Below are 16,309 nucleotides of genomic sequence, written 5' to 3'. Positions count from 1 at the left end.
AGGGATAACCTGATTGTCTGTTGCGAAGTCGAGCCATGAGCACGGCGCTTTGACGGCGGAGGCGGTAGCCTCCGCCTCTTCGCGTACCCGCACTTCTAAGCCGCGTAAGGCGAAAAAGCAGCGTAATAGGAGCCTGATGCACCGTGCTCAGCGCCTGTGGAAGGAATCTTTGCAGTTCCGTGCCTTGGGTACGGCGGGCATCATGATGTTCCTGAGCTTCTTGATGGTGGGTTGGTCCTTGTCGAGCCAGATTGCGTCGAGTCTTTTTGAGAATCAGAAGTCTCAGGCGCTGGAGGAGTCGACGAGCGGTTTCCGTAACGTTCAGAGTGTGCTGGACTCCTCGGAGGCCCGTAGTGACAGTGAAATTCGCCGTAATGTGAGCCGTACTCTGACCGTGCTGGATGCGGGCAGTTCGGGTAAGCGCAATTGGATTCTTGTGCCTTTGGAGGGGCAAGGTAAGCAGGGTTTTATTCCTGAACAGAGTAGTAATAATTCTTTGAATTCTTCGAGTATTCCGAATGATTTCAAACAAACTGTTCGTGATAAGGAAGGTATTTTCTGGCAGACGTCTACGGTGACTACTGTCGAAAATAATCGTGAGCGCACCTATCCGGTGCTTATTGTTGGTACACATATTTCTATTTCTCAGAACCCTAATTACGGTTTGTTCCTTGTGTACGATATGACGGATTCTTCCGCCACGATTGCGCATATTAACTTTGTTCTTTTTGGCGGTTTCTGTGCGCTGCTTGCTGTGGTGCTTTCTGTGGTGTGGATTGTGACTCGTTTTGTGGTCCGCCCGATTACTCAGACCGCTATTACGGCGGAGAAGCTGGCTGCTGGCGACCTGGATCAGCGTGTGTCTGTACACGGTGAGCATCAGGCGGCGCGTCTGGGCTATTCCTTCAACCTGATGGCTGACTCGCTGCAGGAGAAGATTGTTCAGCTGGAGCGCCTGTCGACTCTGCAGCAGCGCTTTGTATCTGACGTGTCGCATGAGCTGCGTACTCCGCTGTCGACGGTGCGTTTGGGTACTGAGCTTCTGTACGATTCGCGCGAGAATATGAACCCGATGCAGGTCCGCAGTGTGGAGCTTCTGCACGATCAGGTGGATCGCTTCCAGTCGATGCTTTCTGACCTGCTGGAGATTTCTCGTTTCGACGCCGGTAGCGCCATGCTGACCATTGACACAGAAGACTTCATGCGTGTGCTGTCGAATATTCTGCAGGAGGCTCTGCCGCACCTGGAGCGCACGAACACGAAGCTGAATGTGCATACGAGCCATGAGAGCATCATGGTTGATATGGACCGTGTGCGTATTGAGCGTGTGCTCCGTAACCTGCTGTACAACGCGATTGAGCACGGCGAGTCCCGCCCGATTGACGTGTACGTGGGTGCGAATGCCACGAACTTGGGCATTGCGGTGCGTGACCACGGTATCGGTCTGTCTGAGGACGAGGCCGTTCAGGTGTTCAACCGTTTCTGGCGTGCTGATACTTCGCGTAAGCGCACCCTGGGCGGTACGGGTCTGGGCCTGTCGATTGCTGCTGAGGATGTGCGTCTGCATGGCGGCACGATTGAGGCGTGGGGCGAGAAGGGCCGCGGTGCCTGCTTCACGGTGAACCTACCGCTGATTCACGGTGCGCCTTTGGGCGAGTCGCCGGTTCTGGTGACGGGTGAGCCTGAGGCAAGCTCGCATCGTTCGGCGACCGCGAAGGATACGCTGCCCAATATTGCTCCCCGCGTGAGCACTGAGGGTGAGCTCTAAGGGGCGGTAGGAGAGAGACGCCGGTTCCTGCCTAAAGCATCTGTCATAGAGCAGAGGATTTGGGGCTGGTGTGATTGTATTTGCACTTATCCTTGCGTATTTGCACTGTTAACCCAGTACAATCAATGCAGATATATTTTCACGGTGTTGCTATTTCGTCGTGGTTATCTTTTCACCGTGTTGCGATGGCCTGCAGCGTTAGCCGGTGATTGTTTGTCTTTATTCGTAGAGGAAGGTTAAGACCTCCATGGCTCACAGGGCTATTGTTTCTCGACGCACCGCGCTGTCTTGGGGCGCGGTGTCTTTGGCGGCGCTCGTGAGCTCTTGCGCGGGTCTTCCGTCGAACGATCGAGTGACTCAGCACAGTAGCGGTCTGGACGTGAAGAGCGTTAATACTTCTCCTGCGCGTGCGCCGGGTCCGCTGGCGGGCGCTACCCCGGAGGCGATTATTGAGGGCTTCGTGCGTGCTGGCGCGGATAGCATCGAGAATTATGCTGTGGCGCGCCAGTATTTGAGCTCTTCTTTTGCGGGTCGTTGGAATCCTATTGGTACGACTCGCGTGTACCGCAATACGGTGCAGCCGCGTAGCGACGATAGCGGAAACGCTGAGGGTACCTACCATGTGCGTTTCCAACAGACAGCGACTGTGAATAGTCAGGGTATTACGAGTACCTTCCCTGAGGCTCAGACTGAGACTCAGGACTTCACCATGGTTATGGAGGATAACCAGTGGCGTATTAGCTCCTGCCCGGATGGTCTGTGGCTGGATGGTACCGAGTTTGAGCGCGTGTTTAGTCCGTGCCGCCTGTATTTCTATGACCGTGCGTTCCGTTATGCTGTGCCGGATATTCGTTGGTTCCCGCATACGGACCGCTATTTTGAGTTGCTGGTGCGTACTCTGATGGCTGGCCCGGCGTCCTACCTGAAGGATGTTGCGTTCTCTGCATTGAACGAGTCGATGAGCCTTGAGACGGCAACTATGAGCGATAACCAGGATGTGCTGGTTCGTCTTTCGGGTGAGCACCTGGACGATAGCCGTTTGGCGCGTGTGCGTGAGCAGATTATGCACGGTTTGGAGAACTTCTCCGGTCTGGGTAAGACCGAGGTGTTCTATAACGGTACTTTGATTCCTGAGAACGCACCGAGCGGCTTCTCTGTGGTGAAGCTGAACCCGGGTGTTCCTGCCCGTACGGTTGCTATTAACTCGAACGGCCAGATGGTGGCGCGTGATGACTACATGAGCAACGCGGGCGAGCAGCTGCTTCTGCGTGGTGTGAGCCAGTTGAGTTCCCCGGCGATGGGCTATTCGGCGGATGTGTACGCTTGCTTGGCGAATGATGCCGCGAGCCTGTACACGGTGTATCAGGGCACTGCCCGCCGTGTGTGGCAGAGTACCGCGCTGACTGCTCCCAGCTTTGATGCGTACGGCTGGGTGTGGGCTGCTGATGGTACGGGTGCTGTGCGTGCGTTCAAGCCGGATTCTGAGGATGCGAATGAGCGTGAGCGCGGCGTGGATATTGGTCTGTCGTGGCAGCGTAATTTGAGCTTTACGAGCGTGAACGTCTCTCACGATGGTGCGCGCATGGCGATTGTGGCCTCTACTGAGGGTGCGTCGGCTGTGATTATTTCCGGCATTGTGCGTGATGATGCTGGTAAGCCTCTGCATCTGACGGAGATGGTGCGTTTGAGCTCTTCTGTGACTCCGCGTAATGCGCGTTGGGCTGGCGATCAAAGCGTCGTGGTAGTGAACGTGAAGAACGGCGAGTCTGAGGTGATTTCCCTCAGCGGTGAAGAGACGAAGCTGGACCGTCTGGATGGCGTGATGAGCATTTCCACTGCGGATAATACGTCGAATATTATTGCCCACCGTTCTGATGGTTCGTGCTACCTGATGGAGGAGCGCAGCTGGAATCGTTTGGATACGACTCTGCACGAGATTAGCTACGCCGGTTAGCCCCTGTGGCGGGGTGTAGGGCACGGAAAGGTTGCCTTCGGTGAGTTCAGAACAGCGTGGTTTGAGCAAGCCCGTGAGCGGGCCTTTGAATGAGCCTCTAACCCGGCTCGCTGGTGCTCTCAAGAGTGCCGGCGGGTCTTTGGGTGAGGTTCTGATGCCGCGTACCTGCCCGTGCTGTGCGGTGCCGGTTGCGTATGGTGCGGGCTCGCCGCTGTGTGAGGAGTGCCTGCCGCAATTGCATTCGGCGTTGGTTCGGGTGGAACAAGTACAGGTTCTGCAGTCCCTGTTTTCTGACAACTGTGCTGCTGGCGGCCGTATCCCTGAGGTGCGTGCGGCATCCCGTTATGAGGGGATCATGCCGCGTGCGCTGCTGGCGTTGAAGAACGCCGGTCGCACTGATTTGCTGCCCCTGCTGGGTGAGGGTTTGGCGCGTAGCGTGTATGAGCTTCTGCGCGCTCGCCGGGCTGAGATTCAGCACGGTTCTTCTGCACCGGTTGAGGTTCTGCTGGTTCCGGCACCGTCGTCTGCGCAGAGCGTGCGCCGCCGCGGCTATGCGCCGGCGAATCTTTTGGTGCAGAAGGCGGTGCGTCAGCTCAACCGGCGTTTGCCCGCCTCGGTGCGGGTGCGCGCTGTGGACGTTATCGGGTACGCTCCTCGCAGGCGGCGGGGGAGCGGCGCCTCCATTATTTCTGATGCAATTTCCGGTGCGCAGAACGAGCAGAAGGGCCTGGGCGCTGTGGGTCGTGCCGAGCGGATGCACGGTGCCTTGCGCGTCATGGAACCTGCCCTGTGCGCGGGTCGGGTGAGCATTATCTGTGATGACGTGGTGACGACCGGCGCGACTGCCTCGGAGATGGTGCGTGTGCTACAGGAGGCGGGGTCCTCTGTGCTTGGCGTGTGCGCCGTGGCGGCGGTACCGAAAAAAGCTCAGATATAGCGTTTCCTGTAGTTAGTTGCAAGAGATACACGATTTTTTGCTGTTAAAGTTCGCAGAAGGACGAATAGCTATTATTTGGGCTAAATATTTGTCATATCTAGTGATATGAACCATGCTTCGTACTAAAATAAATACAAGGGAACGGCATCGAGGTCGAACCCCCGTACCGGGTCCAGCCGGACGCGGTATAAGCCCCCAACCTGGAGGGAATGATCGTGGAAGTCAACATCTACGGCCGCAATATCAAGGTCACCGAACGCCTGGAAGAATACGTGAACGACAAGGTTCAGAAGTTCGCGCAGCTCGGCGATAACGTGAAGGACATTGACGTCAAGTTCAGCAAGGACGGTCACCTGGGTGGCGAGTCCATCCGCGTTGAGATTACCGTTGTTGGTACCGGCCCTGTCCTCCGTTCCGAAGCCCAGGGTCACGACAAGTTCGCGGTCTTCGATGAAACCTACGGCAAGCTCCTGGAGCGTCTGCGCCGTGCACGTGACCGCCGCAAGCTGCACAAGCGCGGTGGCAAGCACCCCGTCTCCGTGGCGGACGCTACCGGCTCGATTCCCGTGGTTACCGAAGCAATTACCGAGATTCTGCTGCCGGATGTTCCGGTTGAAGAAGCAGCATTCGACAACAGCGAGGTCACCCTCGCCGACGAAGCCGCATCTCCCATCGAGATTCGCCACAAGAGCTTCAAGGGTGAGCGTCTGACTCCCGCAGAAGCTGTTGACCGTATGGAACTGGTCGGCCACGACTTCTACCTGTACATTGACAGCGAGACCGGCGCGCCGGCTGCGGCATACCGCCGTAAGGGCTGGAGCTACGGCATCATTACTCTGGACAACGAGTAAAACTAACGTACCTGCTGATTGCTAAAACTTAGCGAGTAGGCTCAAGACCCGGGCGGTCTGGGAATACACACCGTGTTTCTCCAGGCCCCCGGGTTTTTCTTTGCCCTCCACACAACCGTTCCTTTAGGCGTTCCTTCAGTCGGATGGGCCGACTCTGCCTCAACCGGAGGTTGAAAGATTCGAGTGTCACCAAATGTCACCTCGTGGGCGTACAGCGTAAAAAAGAGCTCGGACGGGCGAATTAGGCGGCTCTGCCATACAATATGTAGGAAGGCCTCACCGCGCGCACTTTCGCGCGCCCTTGGTGAGGGTACCGAAACAAGCAAGGAGTAGAAGCTCAGTGGCATCTTTCTTGGAGAAAATCCTCCGAACCGGCGATAAGAGGGTTCTGCGACAGCTCGAGGCGTACACGAAGGCGGTGAACTCGCTCGAGGATAGCTTCGCATCCATGACCGATGAGGAGCTGCGAGCGGAAACCGATAAGTTCCGCGAGCGCGTCAAGGACGGCGAATCCCTCGATATTCTGCTGCCGGAGGCCTTCGCGGTAGTCCGTGAAGCGTCCAAGCGCACCCTGGGCAAGCGCCACTACGACGTGCAGCTCATGGGTGGCGCTGCACTGCACCTGGGCAATATTGCCGAAATGAAGACCGGTGAGGGTAAGACCCTCGTCGCGACCCTACCCGCATACCTGAACGCCCTGAGCGGCAAGGGCGTGCACATTGTGACCGTGAACGACTACCTGGCTGAGTACCAGGCGAACCTCATGGGTCGTGTGTTCCGCTTCCTCGGTATGGAGTGCGGCGTGATTCTGTCCTCCATGGAGCCGGACGAGCGTCGTAAGCAGTACGCCGCGGACATCACCTACGGTACGAACAACGAGTTCGGCTTCGACTACCTGCGTGACAACATGGCGTGGACCGTGGAGGAGCAGGTTCAGCGCGGCCACAACTTCGCCATTATCGATGAGGTCGACTCCATCCTGATTGATGAGGCACGTACCCCTCTGATCATTTCCGGCCCCGCAGCCGGTGAGGCGAACCGCTGGTACGCAGAGTTCGCGCGCATTGCCGCAACCCTGCTCAAGCGCGGTGAAGACTACGAAGTAGACGAGAAGAAGCGCACCGTCGGCATCCTCGAATCCGGTATTGACAAGGTGGAAGACCACCTGGGTGTGAAGAACCTCTACGAATCCAAGAACACCCCGCTCATTGGCTTCCTGAACAACTCCATTAAGGCGAAGGAGCTGTTCACCAACAACAAGGACTACGTGGTCATTGACGGCGAGGTCCTGATTGTTGACGAGCACACCGGTCGTATTCTGCCGGGCCGCCGCTACAACGACGGCATCCACCAGGCGATTGAGGCGAAGGAAGGCGTCGAAATCAAGCCTGAGAACCAGACCATGGCGACCGTGACCCTGCAGAACTACTTCCGCATGTACGACAAGCTCTCCGGCATGACCGGTACCGCGGAAACCGAAGCGGCAGAGTTCATGAACACCTACGAGCTCGGCGTGGTGCCCATCCCCACCAACAAGGGTGTGCAGCGCATCGACAACCCCGATAAGGTGTACCGCGACGAAATCGCCAAGTTCAAGGCAGTGGTCAAGGACATTAAGGAACGCCACGAGAAGGGCCAGCCGATTCTGGTCGGTACCGCAAGCGTGGAGAACTCCGAGTACCTGTCCCGCCAGCTGGCGAAGGCTGGTGTGCGCCACGAGGTGCTGAACGCGAAGAACAACGAGCGCGAGGCAGCCATTGTTGCGCAGGCGGGCCGTAAGGGCGCCGTCACCGTGGCAACCAACATGGCTGGTCGTGGTACCGACATCATGCTCGGCGGAAACCCCGAATTTGAGGCCGTCGAGAAGATGCGTGAGCTGGGCCTGGACCCGAACACCAACTCCGAGGCGTACGAGGCACGCTGGCCCGAGGTTCTGAAGGCCTGCGAAGACGCCGCTAAAGAAGAGCACGATGAAGTCACCAAGCTCGGTGGCCTGTACGTACTCGGCACTGAGCGTCACGAGTCCCGCCGTATCGACAACCAGCTGCGCGGTCGTTCCGGCCGTCAGGGCGACCCGGGCGAGTCCCGCTTCTACCTGTCGCTGACCGACGAACTGATGCGCCTGTTCAACACCGGCATGGCAACCCGCCTCATGGCGGCAGCCCCCGAGGACTCCGCACTGGACTCTAAGATCGTTAGCCGCGCTATCGCTACCGCACAGGCAAACGTTGAGGGCCGTAACGCTGAGCAGCGTAAGAACGTGCTCAAGTATGACGACGTACTCAACCGCCAGCGTGAAGCGATCTACAAGGACCGCGGCCGCATCCTGCACGGTGACGACCTGAAGGAACAGATTTCCGGCTTCGTGGACGAGGTGCTGACCACCATCATTGACGCCCGCGTCTCTGAAGGCCACGCCGAAGACTGGGACTTCGACGAGCTCTGGAGCGCCCTCAAGCAGGTGTACCCCATCTCCATCACCGTGGACGACCTCGCTGAGGACGCCGGCGACCGCACCAAGATCACTCGCGACCAGATCGTGAAGGAAGTTTTGGCGGACGCACACCTCATCTACGATGAGCGTGAAAAGAGCGTCGGCGAAGAGAGCATGCGCGAAATCGAACGCCGCGTCATGCTATCCGTCATCGGTGAGCGCTGGCCCGAGCACCTGTACGAGATGGAATACCTCAAGGAAGGTATCGGTCTGCGTGCAATGGCTCAGCGTGACCCGCTGGTCGAGTACCAGCGTGAAGGCTACGACATGTACCAGTCGATGCTCGGCGCAATCCGTGAAGAGACCGTGACCTACCTGTACAACCTGGACCTGTCCAAGCAGCGTACCCAGGCTTCTGCCGTACGCCTGGCTGAGCCTTCGCGCCCGAAGTTCCTGCAGTACTCCGCCCCGGATGAGGACGGCCACGAGCAGGTTCACGTGGAACGCTCGAAGGAGAAGTAGCCTCAGCGTAAAAGCTGACGCACCGCAAAGCGTGAAAAGAGCATAAAGCACAACAGAGAGGGTGCGAATCCAATACCGGATTCGCACCCTCTCTGCGTGTATGTGAGGTATTCTGCAGGCGATTTATTCTGCACGAGATTTATTTAGCGGACGATTTATTCAGCGGATGATGAGGAAGCCTAGTCTTCGTCCAAGCGGCTCTGCGGCTGCTCGATTGCGGTAATCAGCCACATGCCGTGAATCAGGCGCATCTGCATGGTCACCACGCGAACCTTATCCGCACAACGCAGCAGTGCCACCACCTCGTAGAGCTCATCGTGCACCTTCTGCGCTCGCACCCGCAGCAAAACCGGCGGGAGAGTCAGCAGCATCTCCTGGCGCACCTGGCGCGGGTTCTTCGGGAAGAACGGCAGCAGACGGTGGAAACAATCCGCTGACACCCACTGCGCCAGTTGCTGACGCGAACGACGAGCCGACATAATCTCCAGGTAAGCAATCGCCACACCCGCGCAACGGCCCTCCAGCTGGCGAGCTAGTGTATCCGCCGGACGCAGCGGGCGGCCCTTCTTCACCACCTGCGGACGCTGCGCCGAATGCTGCTCGTAACGCGGCAGCGGCAACAGCGAATAGACCGACGGGCTATTACGCTTCTGCACCAGAGCCATCGTGCCCTGACCCTGCTCGGGTAGCGGAGCCACCGGCTGCGGCATCACAGGCTGAGCGGACGAGCGGCTCTTAGAATACGGGCTGACAGGCTGTGCAGGCTGATGCGGCGGGGTCCACGGGGCGCGGGGGAGAAGGTTGGAGAAGCTCATGACGGCTCCTTTCGGTACAGAGGCTTTCGGCACAGAGGCTTTCGGTGCAGAGGCTTTCGATGCAGGGGTATGTGAGGTGGGGTGAGCGAACGAAAGACTGTCGAGGTGAGGCGGAGAGGGGAGCGGAAGACGCGAGTGAGGCTAGTGAACGGGCTGCTCAGGAATCTGCAGAACCTGCCCCTCGTAGAGCAGCTCAGCGTTCTGGCCCAGAGCGTCCTTATTCGCCTCGTAAATGTCGAGAGTGTAGTCGTAAATGGTGGAGGCGTCGGTGCCTTCACCCAGCTGATCGGCGGCAATCGACCAGAGCGTATCACCCGACTGCGCTGTGTAGGAATAGGTGCCCGCCTCGGTGCGGGGAGGTGAGAAGAATGGGCTTCGATCCTGCAGGGAGCCTGCCGCCTCCGTGGGTTGAGGAGCCAGGGGGATATCGGGAATCTCTGCAGAGAGGGTCAGGGGAGCGGGGGACTGATCCGGGGCGGTATCAGGGAGCGCCGCTTCTGAGTTGGAGCCCGGGCTGGTGTCTGCCGCCGCGGCACTCGTTGAGACTGCGGTGTCCGTTGAGTCTGCGGTCATGACCGCCGAAATGCTCGTCTGCGGTACGCCCTCCACGCCGTTCAGTCCGGCGCTACTGGGCGTAACCACCGTAGCCTGCGCGGGAGCCAGAACCGCACCCACTCCAAGAGCCGTACCGCCGAGCGTCAGAACGATGCGGCGCATAAAACGCGGGCGGAAAATCGCCGGAACCTTCAGCTCAGCTGGCTCTGTGCTACGGCTCGAAAGGCGCAAAGACCAAGCGTAGAAGAGAGCGCAGATAAAGCTGACGAACCACCATGCGGTAATGAGGAGCGCCGCCGCTCCCGCGCAGAGCAATGAAGCGTCTGTCAGCGGATGTGCCGAGGGGATGCGGTGCAGGTTCACACTCAACGCGCCCAGGACCGCCGCGGAAAGCAGGGGAGGGGCGATAAAGAGTAGAGCGTCCTGGTAGCTTGCCTTAGCCTCGGCGCCGGTTGAACGATTGGTGCCGGGGGCGGTGGAAGCCTCAGCGCTGAGAACTCGAGGTGAGGTTGCGGCACGTGAAGAGACGGTAGTAGGACCCGAAACGAAGGTTGCAGTGCGTGAAACGAAGGTTGAGGGGGATGATCCCTGCGTGGAAAGATGGTCCACGATGACCTCCAAATGGTACGTTTGATGTGTTTTGGTGTTGCTTCATTTATACAGGAAGTAACACCAAAAATGAAGTAAAAAGCATCAAAATGCATGAAAAACATGTAATTTGGTGGAATTTGGTTCAAAAATTAGGTTTGAGAATCATCATCTGATCAGAAAATACCCCGGTTCGTATCCGCACCCATCCTCGGGTAGGGTCATACCATGAGCATGGAAAAGTTCCTACGAGACATTGAGGCGCGCCTCGCCTCCGAACGCGCCTGGGATATGGAACAGGACGCCCGCCAAGTCGCCCGCGTCCAGTACTCCACCATCACTCTCGACGACCGCCTCCTCGCGCAGGTAGGCGGGCCCATCCGCATCTGCGCCACCGACATGCAAACCTACGAAGGCAAGCTCGAAATGGTCGGCGAAGAATGGGTCAGCATCGAAGCGCTCGGCGAAAACATTATCATCCCCCTGCGCGGAATGCTCTGGTGGGAAGGCGGCATCGCCCCCGGGCGCGCCGACATTCGCCCCGAACGCTACCGCATGAAAATCCAGCTCGCCCTCCGATCCCTCGCCATGGCGCGTGAACCCGTCCGCCTCTCCCTCGAGGGTGGAACCGTCAGCTACGACGGTGTCATCGAACGTGTCGGCGCAGACTTCCTTGAACTGCGCCTGCTCAACGGCGGCCAGTACCCGCGCATCTACGAACGCGGCCAGTACCCGCGCATCTACGAACGCGCCGACTACGGGCAGAACGGATACGGACAGGGTGGTTACGGTCAGGGAACCTCCGGCTACTCCCGCACCCCTCGCGGCGCCGGCGTGCGCACCATCCCGCTAGCTCGCGTCAGCGCGGTCATTGCCCGCATCTCGCGCTAAAAAGCCCGTATCAAAGCAATAAGAATACAAAAAGGTCCGCCCCTCTCCATTGAAATCTCAACGAGAGAAGCGGACCTTTCTGAAACTACTCGAGCGTTACGCCCGCGAGGTGCATGTCGAATGCTACTCAGCCTTAGCCTTTGCAGTGAGCTTGCCGGAAGCAATTGCCTCCAGAGTCTGCTCGTGGCGCTCGGTAATGTACTCTTCAAAACGAGAGCGTTCAATACGCCACTGGTTACGCCCACCAATCTGAATGGCGGGAAGTTCGCCGCTACGCACCAGAGCGCGTACCTGCGAAAGCGAAACCTGCAGCTCCTCGGCGACGTCGCTCAGAGTGAGGAAACGAGGTGCAGTCATCGAATTGAATCCTTTCCGTGAGTGAAATCCTGGGCCCCTAGCTACCGTTAGTAGCCGTTCATATAGAGTTCGTAGTGAACATCTATTGAGTACTTTCAGTATATGTCATCAATGTGAAATTTGCCCGCAAAAAGCCTTATATGAGCCGAAAAGTTATCTAATCACCCCTTCAAAAGGAACGAAACCCAAAAATATTTCATAAACACGACTCTTGTTGAGAGAGAGTACTAAATGAAATATGCTGTTAGGGTTAGTGCCAGAATCCAGTCAAAGCACTATCGAACACACACCACTCGCTCATCGGTCAGTTGAACAACACCCGGAATCACCGCCGGCTTCCGCACCGAAAGGCACAACCACATCATGCGCATACGACAGAGCGCGACGAAGCGTTCCACCCTCACCGAGCCCCACGCCAAACGCCTCAAAAGGCCCACCGTTAAAGACTGGCGATTCATCCTCGGTGTACTGCTCGTACTCGTCTCCATCACCGGCGTGCAGCTCTACGTGCAGGCGAACAACAGCAAAACCGAGTACTACACCGCCAAAAGCGAGATCCGCCTCGGCGAGAAGATTACCGAAGACAAACTTGCCCGAGTCGAAGCGAACATCGACTCCGCTAAAGACAAGTACTTTACCCGCGCCGACGCAGCCCAGATGAACGGCAAAATTGCGATTCAGCGCATCCCCGCCGGCAACCTCATCAGCAAGGAATCCGTAGGCACCGAAACCTCCCCGGGCCGCCGCCTCGCCACCGTCAGCATTGACCGTGCCGCAGCCTCCGCACTGAAGGCAGGCGAGCGTGTGGACGTGTGGACTTCCGGCCCGCGCAACCCCGACACCAAGAGCGATAACCGCACCGAAAACGGTGCCCGCGCCATCGTCACCAACGCAGAAATCGTCGCGATTACGGTCGACGAGGGCGTGCTTGGCGCCAACGGTAAGGCAACCGTGCAGCTGTGGGTCAAGGAAGAAGCCCTCACCGACCTGGTGAAGGAAAGCAATAGCGACTCCAAGATTAGCCTCATCCCTGGCACCTACGGGGAGGGCCAGTGAACATCCCCGTCATCCTCTACGGCGATGACGGCTCGCTCCTGAACCGCATCGAATCCCAGCGCGGCCGCGTCTCCGTGGCGCGCACCGTTCAGGACTTCAGTGAGGCCGTCGGCATGGCGCACACCGGTATTGCTCGCGTGCTACTCTGCGTGCACGTACCCGCCGAAATGAGCGCCTCCACCGTGGATGCGCTCGCCGCCTCCGAGGTACTCTTGGCGGTTATCGCCCCGGATAACCTGCCCCTGCCCACGCAGGCGCATCGCATCCGCCCCGAAGCTGCCCTCGACGAGATTCTGGGCTCGCTCGAGCAGGCGGTGGATGCGGCGCTCGCCCGCCCCTCCGTCGGTTACGGCATTCCCGCACAGACCCCGAACCAGGCTCCCGCACAGGCGGTGCACCACCCGGAGGCTGCCTACGGTCAGAACGCCGGCTACGGATACGACGCAGGGTACGGCTACGACAACGCCTACGGTGGCTACGGCTACGATAACGGCGGACACAGCCCGGCTGGGTACGAGTCGGCTGGCTACGGCTACGACCCCGCCGCGGGTGCTGCTACAAATGCTGGTGCACCCTACGGCGCTGACTACGGAAGCTACGGAATCGATCCCGCCGCCTCGGCACCCGGTGTGCCCGGTGCGCATGATTCGGCAGAAGCCTCCTCGACCGCTCCCAGCAATGAGGAATCCGTGCTCAGCCAGGCTGCCGCCATCGTCGACTCTTTTGCGCCCGGCAGCGACTATGCCCTGCACGTGCAGAACGAAAACAACGACGGCACCCTGCCGCAGCATCCGGATATCAACCAGGATCCCGCCGCGCCCTCCCGCTACCAGCCGGGCCACTGCCTCGGCAAGATTGTGACCGTCTGGGGTACTCACGGCGCGCCCGGTCGAAGCACCATCGCCTTCAACCTCGCAGCCCTCGCGGCACAGCAGGGGCAGCAGGTCTGCCTCATCGACGCAGACACCTACGCACCCAGCCTGGACGCGCTCATGGCGCTCGAAGATACCGGCTCCGGCTTGGCGATTCTCTGCTCGGACGCCGACCGCGCCCAGCTCGACGAGAAAAAGGCGGGTGCCATCATGGAGCGCGTGCCCCTCAAGAACGGCACTTTCGACTTCTTGAGCGGCATCACCTCCTCTTCGCGTTGGCCCGAGGTTCGCGCCCGTGCCTTCACCGAGGTACTCGAATGGCTCAAGCACCGCTATGACCTGGTTATCTGCGATGTTGCCGCACCCATCGAGGTGGACGAGGAGCTGACCTTTGACGGCCCGGCACCGCGCCGTAACGCCGCAACCCTCACCGCGCTCGCCTGCGCTGACCGCGTGATTGCGCTCGGTGAAGCGGATGTTATCGGGCTGCCGCGCCTGATCAACCTCGCCCGTGAGGTGCAGGCACGCCCCGAACTATTCGCCCCCGAAACGGACGTGCAGTACTGGCTCAACCGCAGCCGCCGCGAAGCCGCCGGATTCAACCCGGAGGTGAAAATGCGCGATAACTGGGCACGCTACCTGTCAATTCCGCTCACCGGCGTGATTCCGTACGAGCGTAAGGTCATGGACCGTCTGCGCCGCAACGGCGAAGCGCTGCTGGAGGTGGCGCCCCGCCACGCGGTCGTGCAGTCCTTTGAAGCGATGCTTGAGGGCATGTATGCGGTACGTCCCGGCGCTTAACTTCAGCTTCGGCGCGTAAATCCGTCAGCTAAAACTAGCGCTTGCTAAAGGCCCGGCTTATCGGTGTTCCTCCCAGAAGATGGGGTCACCGGTATGCCGGGTTTTCTGCGCCGGCACCCGGAACTGAGGCGGGGGAGTGGTGCGAATGCCTCCCTGTACAACTGAGGGATGCATCTCATCTCTCTGCGTCATATTTGCGAATAAAAGCGTGCTTCAAGAAATGCTCTGTAAACTATTCGACATATTGCCGTTTGAATGGGATTTGCGGCGAACAAACCGTAAAATGGTTGAACCTACCCGAACTCATGGGAAGCACACAAACATATGTCTTTTGCAGAAGGAATTATGCGCGCCTGCGACTTCGGTCCCGGCGACACTGAACGCGTTCACCTCATCATGGGCGAATGGCAGGTCATCTCTGACATCGCCCAGAGTGACCTGGTTCTATGGTTCCCCACCGACTACGTTGTTGCCGACGGCAGCTCTCCGGATGCCGTCTCTGGTCCCAGCGCAACCAGTACTTTCCGCGCCTTCGCGCACGTGCGCCCCTCTAACGTCCGAACCCTCTTCCACCATGACATCATCGAGCACGATATGGAAGATGGAATCCGCGACGAAGCATACCGCGTCTGGACCAGCCAGAACATCAGCACCTACACCGATGAAGGAAGCGGCGAAGGCGTGGGTGCCCGCCCGAGCGTGCACGTGACCTTCGTGCCCATCGTGCGTAACAACCGCACCATCGCGCTACTGACCAGCCACAAGATTGCTACCCCCAGCGGCTACCCCTCCATCAGCGACGAAGTCTACGAATTCGCCGCCGACACCATGCTCTCCATGGTGCACTCCGGCCTGTGGCCCGACCCCCTCGCCCAGGGAAATAACACTCAGGGCAACCCCCGCGTGATTGACGGCATTATTGTGCTTGACCCCTCCGGTCGCGTGGTCGTTGCGTCCCCGAACGCAAACTCCATGTACAACCGCATGGGCATGACCGGCTACCTCGAAAAGCGAAACCTCGCAGACGTCACCCGCGCCATGCTTCCTTCCGGTGAGCAGGCAGATGAAACCCTGCAGCTCGTCCTTGCCGGACGTAGCGACCTGCGCACCGAGCTGGTCATTGCCCGCGCCCGCGTCACCATGCGTTCCATCCCGCTGCTGGCGCAGAGGCGTGCCCGCATTGAACGTGAGGGTGCCGTGATTCTCTGCCGCGACGTGACCGAGTTGCGCCGCCGCGAGCTGGAGCTCATGACCAAGGATGCGACCATTCGCGAAATTCACCACCGTGTGAAGAACAACCTGCAGACCGTGTCCGCTCTGTTGCGCCTGCAGTCGCGCCGCATGACCACGGACGAGGCTCGCCAGGGCCTGGAGCAGGCGATGCGCCGCGTGGCAACCATTGCTACCGTGCACGAGGCGCTCTCGCAGGGCCTGACCCAGAACGTCGACTTTGACGAGTTGATTGAGCGTCAGTTCCACCTGGCTGCTGAGCTGGCGTCGCCCGGCCAGCACGTGTCCACCAAGCTGATTGGCTCCTTTGGATCTTTGCCGAGCCAGTTCGCTACCCCTCTGGCGCTGGTCATTAACGAGGTCGTCGCGAACGCTGTGGAGCACGGCCTGGACGGCGAGACCGGCACCGTGACCCTCGAGGGTATTCGCGGCACTAACGATGAAGGCGAGAACATCCTCACCGTCGTGATTACCGATGACGGTAAGGGCATGGGCGATAAGAAGATTGAAGAGTCCGGCCCGAACGCCTACCGCCCGGTGACCGGCAAGGAAGGCCTGGGTATGCAGATTGTGCGTACCCTGGTGGCGAGCGAGCTGAACGGCTCGATTCGCTGGGAGGCTAATGAGCCGAAGGGCACCCGCGTGGTCATTACCGCGGTGCTCGTCTAAGCGCCTTCT

The 16,309-nt window shown here is 59.2% G+C and carries 12 protein-coding genes; 9 read left to right on the top strand and 3 right to left on the bottom strand.

The features are described from left to right. The first annotated feature begins 13 nt into the window (after positions 1–13). From mtrB to secA, 5 genes are all read left to right on the top strand, one after another. Positions 14–1,768 carry an MtrAB system histidine kinase MtrB gene (mtrB, locus tag AB8E48_RS03380; protein WP_368885765.1) on the top strand — a complete coding sequence of 585 codons (1,755 nt, stop codon included), beginning with the start codon at positions 14–16 and terminating at the stop codon, positions 1,766–1,768. Positions 1,769–2,015: 247 nt separating this feature from the next. Beyond that, on the top strand, positions 2,016–3,722 hold the full coding sequence (locus tag AB8E48_RS03375; protein WP_368885764.1) for an LpqB family beta-propeller domain-containing protein: 1,707 nt from the start codon (positions 2,016–2,018) through the stop codon (positions 3,720–3,722). Positions 3,723–3,978: 256 nt separating this feature from the next. Further along, a complete protein-coding gene (locus AB8E48_RS03370; RefSeq protein ID WP_368885763.1) occupies positions 3,979–4,659 on the top strand; it encodes a ComF family protein in 681 nt (226 codons plus the stop codon). A 209-nt stretch (positions 4,660–4,868) separates the two neighbouring features. Beyond that, positions 4,869–5,510: a ribosome hibernation-promoting factor, HPF/YfiA family gene (hpf, locus tag AB8E48_RS03365; RefSeq protein WP_012903212.1), complete on the top strand. Its 642-nt coding sequence runs from the start codon at positions 4,869–4,871 to the stop codon at positions 5,508–5,510. A 340-nt stretch (positions 5,511–5,850) separates the two neighbouring features. After that, complete coding sequence (gene secA / locus AB8E48_RS03360) at positions 5,851–8,466, top strand: preprotein translocase subunit SecA (RefSeq protein ID WP_368885762.1); 2,616 nt, start codon at positions 5,851–5,853, stop codon at positions 8,464–8,466. A 179-nt stretch (positions 8,467–8,645) separates the two neighbouring features. On the opposite strand, the gene AB8E48_RS03355 is transcribed toward secA, so the two are convergent. Then, positions 8,646–9,281, bottom strand: coding sequence for an Rv3235 family protein (locus AB8E48_RS03355; protein ID WP_368885761.1), 636 nt, complete (start codon positions 9,279–9,281; stop codon positions 8,646–8,648). Positions 9,282–9,422: 141 nt separating this feature from the next. Then, positions 9,423–10,445, bottom strand: coding sequence for a LysM peptidoglycan-binding domain-containing protein (locus tag AB8E48_RS03350; protein WP_368885760.1), 1,023 nt, complete (start codon positions 10,443–10,445; stop codon positions 9,423–9,425). A 207-nt stretch (positions 10,446–10,652) separates the two neighbouring features. On the opposite strand from AB8E48_RS03350, the gene AB8E48_RS03345 reads away from it, so the two are divergent. Beyond that, positions 10,653–11,315, top strand: coding sequence for a histidine kinase (locus tag AB8E48_RS03345; RefSeq protein ID WP_368885759.1), 663 nt, complete (start codon positions 10,653–10,655; stop codon positions 11,313–11,315). 123 nt (positions 11,316–11,438) lie between these two features. On the opposite strand, the gene AB8E48_RS03340 is transcribed toward AB8E48_RS03345, so the two are convergent. Beyond that, positions 11,439–11,672 (bottom strand): helix-turn-helix domain-containing protein, encoded by a 234-nt coding sequence (locus tag AB8E48_RS03340; RefSeq protein ID WP_044150292.1) that lies wholly within the window; start codon positions 11,670–11,672, stop codon positions 11,439–11,441. A 363-nt stretch (positions 11,673–12,035) separates the two neighbouring features. Between AB8E48_RS03340 and AB8E48_RS03335 the strand changes: the two genes are divergently transcribed. The 3 genes from AB8E48_RS03335 to AB8E48_RS03325 all read left to right on the top strand — a co-directional run bounded on the left by AB8E48_RS03335 (position 12,036) and on the right by AB8E48_RS03325 (position 16,300). Continuing rightward, positions 12,036–12,728 carry an SAF domain-containing protein gene (locus AB8E48_RS03335; RefSeq protein ID WP_368885758.1) on the top strand — a complete coding sequence of 231 codons (693 nt, stop codon included), beginning with the start codon at positions 12,036–12,038 and terminating at the stop codon, positions 12,726–12,728. Next, positions 12,725–14,401 carry a CpaE family protein gene (locus AB8E48_RS03330; RefSeq protein ID WP_368885757.1) on the top strand — a complete coding sequence of 559 codons (1,677 nt, stop codon included), beginning with the start codon at positions 12,725–12,727 and terminating at the stop codon, positions 14,399–14,401. The genes AB8E48_RS03335 and AB8E48_RS03330 overlap by 4 nt, the downstream gene beginning before the upstream one ends. 324 nt (positions 14,402–14,725) lie before the next feature. Then, positions 14,726–16,300 carry a sensor histidine kinase gene (locus tag AB8E48_RS03325; protein ID WP_368885756.1) on the top strand — a complete coding sequence of 525 codons (1,575 nt, stop codon included), beginning with the start codon at positions 14,726–14,728 and terminating at the stop codon, positions 16,298–16,300. The last annotated feature ends 9 nt before the right edge of the window (positions 16,301–16,309 follow it).

It is taken from the genome of Rothia mucilaginosa, from assembly GCF_964211445.1.
In the GTDB taxonomy this organism is placed as follows: domain Bacteria; phylum Actinomycetota; class Actinomycetes; order Actinomycetales; family Micrococcaceae; genus Rothia; species Rothia mucilaginosa_E.
Note: the sequence above shows the minus strand (reverse complement) of the source record. Positions and strands in the feature narration are given on the sequence as shown.